The sequence below is a fragment of the Corallococcus sp. bb12-1 genome, assembly GCF_026626765.1.
In the GTDB taxonomy this organism is placed as follows: domain Bacteria; phylum Myxococcota; class Myxococcia; order Myxococcales; family Myxococcaceae; genus Corallococcus; species Corallococcus terminator.
Genome location: NZ_JAPNJZ010000010.1, coordinates 308,607 through 315,506, shown reverse-complemented (window position 1 = coordinate 315,506; position 6,900 = coordinate 308,607). Strand labels below are relative to the sequence as shown.

Below are 6,900 nucleotides of genomic sequence, written 5' to 3'. Positions count from 1 at the left end.
TTCGGACCGCGCGGGTGTTTGAGGAGCATCGCCGGGTCGACGTGTCTTGCCATTTTCACGAGCGTCCGGCTCAGTTGCTTCGATGTCTGTCCTTCGTATGGCACCCAGGCCTCTTCCGGAACGGCGACCTTCATTCCGCCGTAGTACTCGCGCAACTCGGCCGCGATGTAGAAAGAGGAGATGGGCTTCTGCTCGCATACCGGATGGGCAGCCCTTACCGCCGCCTGCAAGAGGGCCAACACGTCGTAGGCCACCAGTGCGACGCAGAAGCCAAGCAGGGCGCCTCGGGGCGAGCCAAGGCTTCGCACCTCACTTTCAAGGACTGACTCCAAGCGGCCAAAAAGGCATTCAATCCGCCAGCGTGTGCGGTACAGCCGTGCGAGCGTTGTTGCCCCCTTGCGGTCCGCCGGGACATTCGTCAACAGCCGGATGACGGTGTCACCGTCGTCGGTGGGCGTGTCGAGTTCAATCTCGATGCGCCGCAGTCGCATCTCGCCGCCTGCTCCGTCTGGGATGGACACCGGTTGCTCGAAGACTGTCCCCGTCTCGATGCGCCCCACCTTGCGTCGCGGGCGCTCCTCGGTCGGCGAGGGATTGCGAGCATGCTCCCGCACGAGCAAAAAGGCGTCGCGCGCGGCGAAGGCTTGGAGAATCGCGCGCGTACTGAAGCCCCTGTCCGCCACCCAGAGGTGGCCTGGCTCGACTTGCGGCAGCAGGTGCTGGAGCAGCGAGCGCTCATGGTCATGGGCGTCTTCCCAGGGAAGCACGTCGGCCACCAAGTCCAGGTCCGGGTCATAAAGCACGAGGGATTGGCCCGGCATCGCCGCGCCCCGGAAGCCACGCAACGCCGAAAGGCGCTTGTCACTGGCCGGCAAGTCGTTGCCGTCCACGATGCGCACGGACATCCCTTCGCAAACCGCGTCCACCGGCTCCATCGCACAGCGCACCGGAGCCAGCCGAGCGTACGCGCCACGCACCAGCGCCCGGAGGACCGTCGGCTCGGTCCGGTTCACTTTCTTGTAGAGCGCTTGCACCGAGACGGGCAGTCGATGCCGCTGCGCCGCCGCATGCAGCGAGGGGCGCTGCCCCAGCACCACCAGGCTCATCCGGTCGACGACGTCGGAGAAGAGCAACTCGCGCTCATACTGCCGGCCCCGATGCTCATGGAACGCCTCATCCACCCACGCTGCGTCACAGGCACGCTCCAGCACCACCCGGGCCATGACGGTGAGTGGACTCTGGGCAAGGAAGCGCTCCACGATGGCCTCGAACATGACGGTAGAACCCCCAGGCCAACAGTGGCCAGGGAACGACCGTCCGCACAGGGGGCAGGGCGTGCCGATGGGGCAGTCCCTTCGCACGCCCGCTCGCCTTCCTCCCTCACAGGGAGCCGATGCCGAAGATGTTTAAAGGGATGGCTCCAGGAGGCTGACCCGGAGGCGCGACACTCCCTGCTGGCCTCCGCCGGTGGGATTGTCGAAGGCGCGCGGGGCCGCCCGGTGTCCGAGTTGGATGAGAGGATTTGCCGGCGGCAGGGCGACCCTGACAGATGTCTGGGGCTGTTGGCGGGGGGCTTCGCCCTGGGACCGATGGAGCGGCGGATGATGGCGCTCTCCTTCGCGCTCGATACGGTGTGGGAGGGGGTGGAGGAGGCGCTCGAGGACATGCTGAATCCCGCCGCGCTGCGGGTGATGGTCACTTCGATGATTGGCAGCGCGTTGGTGATGTTGGTCGCGCCCGAACCCATCACCAAGCTCATCGCGCTCGCGTTGACGGCGTCGCTCATCGCGTACCTGGGTACCGGGCCGGTGTGGAACCTGGGGCAGGGCTTCCTGCAGCTCATGGACGAGTCGCGGGACGCGCGGAATCTCTCCGCGCTGGAGAGCGCGGGACACCGGTTCGGCAGGGTGCTTGGGGACAATGGCGCCCGGGTCCTGGTGCTCGTCGCGTTGACCGCGCTCGGCGGTAAGGAGGCCATGGCTGCGCAGGGTCCGAAGCTGCCGGGCTTCGCGCAGGCGAGCCTGCGGGCGCGGATGGAGGGTGGGTTCCAGTTGTCGAACGTGCTGGCGGGAGAGGCCCGGTCGCTCTCCCTGTCCTCGGCCGGAGTGCTCAACGTCGCGCTGGCCCCGACCGCCGTCGCGGCCGTCGCGATGGGGCCCGGGAGCGGGATGCAGGGGGACCCCGAGGGCGACATCCACCACATCTGCACGGACAAGAACGAGGTGTCTGATGCGTCGGGTGGACCGTGGACGCCGCTCTATGAGGATATCTTCCATGTGGCCGGGATGAAGCTGGGCGATCCCTCGAACCAGGTTCGAATCCAGGGGCACAAGGGGCCACACCCGCGCGAATATCATGAGGAGGTGCTCTTCCGGATTCGGCGTGCGATGCTCGGGTGTCGAGATTCCGGGCAGTGCCGATCTGCCTTGGTTGACGAACTGGCGAACATCGCGCGAGAACTCACGACCGCCGGTACCAAACTGCGGAAACTCATCACGAAGAATCCCAAGGCGTGATCCACCATGCCGAGACTTTTTTTTGAGCTTGATTTCGACGTCGATGCGCCGGGCCGCTGGTATCTGCGTGAACCCACGAACCTTGAGGGACAAGGGGTTCTGGATATCTGGGCGTTTGTCTACGGAAGGGCCGTGGCGGACCCCGGGACGTTGCGTGTTCCGCTCTCGCGTCCTGGCAAGCCGCTGGACTTCGACAAGACGACAGTCGCTGGAACCCCGATTGTCAGTGGGCGGGTCGCTGCTGTGTTCCGGGATCTGGCACCGAATGATGTGCAGCTCTTCCCCGTGGATGTTCAGGGGCAGTCTGAACCCTATTACCTGTTGAACGTGATCCGCGTGCTCCGCTGTATCAATGATGCGGCCTGTGAGGAGGCGCGGCTTTGGACGCCAGCGGACGGAAAGCCAGACAAGGTCGGTGAATACCATGTCGTTTCCGGGCTGCGTATCGATCCTCTGGCGGTGAATGACGAAGTTGTATTCCGGCCCTGGGGCTATCTGTTGCCACTCATCGTGGATGGTGAACTCAAAGAGGCGCTGGAACGCACTGGCATCGTGGGTGGGCGGTTCATTGCGGTCTGATTCGCGCCCTCCTTTCTGCAGGATGCCCTGCTTTCAATGTTCGCTTCAAAACGCGCCCTGCTCGCAGAAGCTCCGGGATGTGACGACGTGACGCGACGTTTTTTTGACCTGAACATCGACGTCTACGTTCCCGATCGCTGGTATCTCGCGGCGCCGACCCATCCATCGGGCCAGGAGATTGACGACATCTGGAGGTTCTTCGGAGGCGATCCGGTAGAGCTTCATGAGCGGTTGCGCATCCCCATCTACCGCCCAGGGCGGCCGCTTGACTTCACGACAGCGGGGGCAGGACGAACCCCCATCCTCAGCGAGGGGGCCGCGTCAGTGCTTCGCGAACTGGCACCGAGCGACGTTCAGCTCTTTGAAGTCGAAGTCGAAGGGCAGCATGAGCCCTATTTCATCTTCAACGCGGCTCGTCGGCTCCGTTGCATCGACGATGCCGCATGTGAAGAAGTCCGGCTCTACACCGCAGAGGGCGTACAGGCGCACCGGGCTGGTGAATACCGCGCTGTTCATGGCTTGCGAATCGACAAGTCGAAGGTCGGTGATGCTCGCGTGTTCCGGCTGTGGGGCTGGTCTCCGCCCATCATTGTCGATGACGAGATCAAGGATGCGCTGGAGCGAAGCGGCATTGTCGGCGGACAGTTCGACGAGGTCTGAGTGCGCAGTCGCTGCGCTGGCGCGGTTCCTTGCTCAGGCCCCCCGCGTCTCGAAGGGCTTCATCTGGGCCGCCAGGGCCCGCTGGAACGCTGGCCGCGCCTCGCAGCGCTCCTTGTAGGCCTTCAGCGTGGGCTCGCTGTCCAGCAGGTCGGTGTGGCGGAGGATGCGGAGCACCGTCGTCATCATCAGGTCGCCCGCGGTGAAGCGCCCCTCCAGGTACTCACGGTCACCCAGCCTCATGGCGAGTTCCTTCAGCCGACGCCTGACGGCCTTCTCCACGTCCGGACGGTGGAGCTTCGCCCACTCCTTGTCGGGGGCGAAGAGGTCGATTTCGGCGAGCTGCTGGACGTGGATCTCGATCGAGTTGAGCGCCGCGAACATCCAGGTGATCGCACGGGCCCTGTCTGCCTCATCCCGGGGAAGGAGGACTTCGTTCCGGGACGCGATGTGGAACACGATCGCTCCCGATTCAAACAGGGCGAGCCCCTCCTCCTCGAACACCGGAACCTGTCCGAAGGGCTGGAGCTCCCGGTAGTCGGAGGAGGCCTGGACCTCGGGGTCGATGAGCTGTGCCTCATAGGGCAGCCCGGCTTCTTCGAGTGCCCACCGGACCCGGAGGTCGCGTACCACTCCCTGTGCGAACGGGGGTACCCACTTGAAGGCGCTGATGCGGATCATGTAGCGGTGTCTCCCTGGGCCGTGAGCGGCCGAGGAGGACTCTTGCCACGCCGCCAGGGATGCTCAACATCATCCGTGGCACTTCACGGGCTGCTGAACACGACGCGCTGGCTTCGCGATCTGGATGACGCGGCGTTTGAAGACGCGGCCCTGGGCCGAGCTATCGGAAGGAATCGACGACGTAGGCTGCGGCGGTGGAGCCTTCCAGGATGGCGGTTCCCGGCTTTGACTCCGGCAGCTTCCGCATCTGGTCCCGACTGAGACGGGCCACCGCGCACACAGGAATCTTCTCGCTGTCGGGCGGGTGTGCCTCGTAGTACCGGATGACCACCTGCGGTCCGCTCGTCCAGACCTGCCCGTACAAGCGCGTTGTTGCTTCGAGTGTCCCGAAGTCGTCCTTGAGGATGCTCTCCACCGGTCCGTCGTAGAGCGTGACCCGCCTCGCGTCGAGCTGGTTCGCATCCAGGTCCACCCAGGATGCATCCCCGACATGCAGCTTGAGGTAGCGCATCGCCTTCCTGGCTTCCTCCGAACAATCCTGCGGGCCCGGTGTGCCATCCGCGCGCAGAACCACCCCGGTCGTCGCAGGGCAACCAGAGGCCGTAGCGAGGAGCGCGATGGATGCGAGCAGGAGGGCTTTGCGGAGGGGCATGGCCAGCGCTTCTACTTCCGAATGAGGGTGTGATCCATCGTCACCGCTACCTGGAGAAGGCCGTCATCGCGGAAGATCTGAAGGGCGAGATCCGTGAGCTGTCCCTCCTTCGTTTCAAAGGCGCTCTTGTCCGCCACGATAGCGATGGTCCCTGTCTGGCCCGGCACGATGGTTTCGCGATTCATGCGCAGTGCGAAGGGACGTGATGTGGCGTGGGTGAAGTCGCGGGTCAGATAGGCGCCGTCGAACTTCCAGGGACCGCCGTAGTAGGTGTTCTTCAACAGGAGGAGCAGCAGGCCGCATCTGGCGGAGAAGGGGTTGCGCATCGTCCGGGCAACCTACCAGGGCGGTTCTGAAAGCAGAAACCCAGTGTGTGGGTTGTGCTGTCGCGGGTGAGTGGCTGTCCAGGGAGGCATCGGGTGTAGATCCCTGTCCATGAAACCCGCCCGCCCCGTCGTTCCCCCAGGTCTGCTTTGTCTGCTGCTGCTGCTTCCTCTCGCGGCGCCGGCCCAGACGTCCCGGCCGCGTGCGCGGGCCAGTGACCTGGGCATCTCCTTCGGAGGCACTCCGGGTGCGCTCAATGCCATCACCGACGTGAAGGGCGTGGAGGTGGGCCACACGACGCTCCACTCCGGCGGGGCCGCGCCCGGTGCGCCCCAGGTCCGGACCGGCGTCACCGCTGTGCTTCCCCGGGGCCGGGACGCGGTGGCGCAGCCGGTCTTCGCGGCGACCTACGCCTTGAACGGCAGCGGTGAGATGACCGGCACGCACTGGGTGAAGGAGTCGGGCCTGCTCTCCGGTCCCGTGATGATCACCAACACGCACGCCGTGGGCGCCGTGCATGAGGGCGTGATTGCCTGGGCCCAGCAGCGCAACCTGACGTGGGAGCTCGGGCTGCCCGTGGTGGCGGAGACCTGGGACGGCATGCTCAATGACATCGATGGTTTCCATGTGCGGCCCACCCACGCCATGCAGGCCATGGATGCCGCGCGCCCGGGGCCCGTGCCGGAGGGCTCCGTGGGCGGCGGGACGGGGATGGTCTGCCATGGCTTCAAGGGCGGCATCGGCACGTCCTCGCGCAGGCTCCCAGCGGAGCAGGGTGGCTACACGCTTGGCGTCCTGGTGCAGTGCAACTACGGCAGCCGCCGGCTCCTCTCCGTCGCCGGGGTTCCCGTGGGCGAGGTGATCACCGACCTGCGCGCCTGCTACACGGGGGCCCAGCCTCCGAAGGGGCCCTTCTTCTCCCAGATGAAGCCCTGCGCGGCGCGGGCCGGCGTCACGCCCACGCACCCCGAAGGGATGGGCTCCATCATCGTGGTGGTGGCCACCGACGCGCCGCTCCTGCCGCACCAGTTGGACCGCATCGCCCGGCGGGTGCCGCTCGCCCTGGGGAAGATGGGGGCCCTGGGGGAGGACTTCTCTGGCGACATCTTCCTCGCGTTCTCCACCCAGCGCACGCTGCCGGTGGACGGAGCCCCGGCGGCCAGCGTCGCCATGCTCGAGAACGAACGGCTCAACCCGCTCTTCGAGGCCACGGTGCAGGCCACCCAGGAGGCCATCCTGAACGCGATGCTCGTCTCCGACACGATGACCGGGAACCAGGACGCGCGGGTGTATGGCCTGCCACACGATCGTCTGGTGCAGGTCCTTCGCAAGGCCGGACGGCTGCCTCCGGCGCCAAAGCCGAAGCCGGGGAAGTGACCTCCGGAGCGCTCGCGCCTTTCCGCGTCCCCATCCGCTGCGCCATGCTGCTTCGCGAGCGACCCCCACCACGTCCCCATGAGGGAGCGTCCGTGGGGGCGCGTGCGCTGGAAG

The 6,900-nt window shown here is 65.9% G+C and carries 7 protein-coding genes and 1 pseudogene; 4 read left to right on the top strand and 4 right to left on the bottom strand.

The genetic code is table 11. From position 1 onward, the window contains the following. A partial coding sequence (locus OV208_RS15165) for an IS4 family transposase (RefSeq protein ID WP_267574540.1) occupies positions 1–1,274 on the bottom strand: 1,274 nt, incomplete at its 3' end. A 168-nt stretch (positions 1,275–1,442) separates the two neighbouring features. On the opposite strand from OV208_RS15165, the pseudogene OV208_RS15160 reads away from it, so the two are divergent. From OV208_RS15160 to OV208_RS15150, 3 genes and pseudogenes are all read left to right on the top strand, one after another. Further along, positions 1,443–2,516, top strand: a pseudogene (locus OV208_RS15160) (AHH domain-containing protein); the annotation flags it as partial. Between the two features lie 6 nt (positions 2,517–2,522). Further along, positions 2,523–3,095 carry an imm11 family protein gene (locus OV208_RS15155; protein WP_267574538.1) on the top strand — a complete coding sequence of 191 codons (573 nt, stop codon included), beginning with the start codon at positions 2,523–2,525 and terminating at the stop codon, positions 3,093–3,095. Positions 3,096–3,182: 87 nt separating this feature from the next. Further along, positions 3,183–3,755 (top strand): imm11 family protein, encoded by a 573-nt coding sequence (locus OV208_RS15150; protein ID WP_267574552.1) that lies wholly within the window; start codon positions 3,183–3,185, stop codon positions 3,753–3,755. Between the two features lie 33 nt (positions 3,756–3,788). Here OV208_RS15150 and OV208_RS15145 read toward each other — a convergent pair whose 3' ends face one another. The 3 genes from OV208_RS15145 to OV208_RS15135 form a co-directional block, all read right to left on the bottom strand. Continuing rightward, positions 3,789–4,433: a glutathione S-transferase family protein gene (locus tag OV208_RS15145; protein ID WP_267574537.1), complete on the bottom strand. Its 645-nt coding sequence runs from the start codon at positions 4,431–4,433 to the stop codon at positions 3,789–3,791. Positions 4,434–4,593: 160 nt separating this feature from the next. After that, complete coding sequence (locus OV208_RS15140) at positions 4,594–5,085, bottom strand: serine/threonine protein kinase (protein ID WP_267574536.1); 492 nt, start codon at positions 5,083–5,085, stop codon at positions 4,594–4,596. An 11-nt stretch (positions 5,086–5,096) separates the two neighbouring features. Then, entirely contained in the window at positions 5,097–5,411 is a 315-nt protein-coding gene (locus tag OV208_RS15135) for a DUF2381 family protein (protein ID WP_267574535.1), read from the bottom strand. 109 nt (positions 5,412–5,520) lie between these two features. Between OV208_RS15135 and OV208_RS15130 the strand changes: the two genes are divergently transcribed. Then, positions 5,521–6,786 (top strand): P1 family peptidase, encoded by a 1,266-nt coding sequence (locus tag OV208_RS15130; RefSeq protein WP_267574534.1) that lies wholly within the window; start codon positions 5,521–5,523, stop codon positions 6,784–6,786. Positions 6,787–6,900 lie beyond the last annotated feature (114 nt).

What these genes read in the sequence shown, in the direction of transcription:
- OV208_RS15135 (WP_267574535.1), bottom strand. Translation starts at nt 5,411, where the DNA reads ATGCGCAACCCCTTCTCCGCCAGATGCGGCCTGCTGCTCCTCCTGTTG.
- OV208_RS15145 (WP_267574537.1), bottom strand. Translation starts at nt 4,433, where the DNA reads ATGATCCGCATCAGCGCCTTCAAGTGGGTACCCCCGTTCGCACAGGGA.
- OV208_RS15130 (WP_267574534.1), top strand. Translation starts at nt 5,521, where the DNA reads ATGAAACCCGCCCGCCCCGTCGTTCCCCCAGGTCTGCTTTGTCTGCTG.
- OV208_RS15140 (WP_267574536.1), bottom strand. Translation starts at nt 5,085, where the DNA reads ATGCCCCTCCGCAAAGCCCTCCTGCTCGCATCCATCGCGCTCCTCGCT.
- OV208_RS15155 (WP_267574538.1), top strand. Translation starts at nt 2,523, where the DNA reads ATGCCGAGACTTTTTTTTGAGCTTGATTTCGACGTCGATGCGCCGGGC.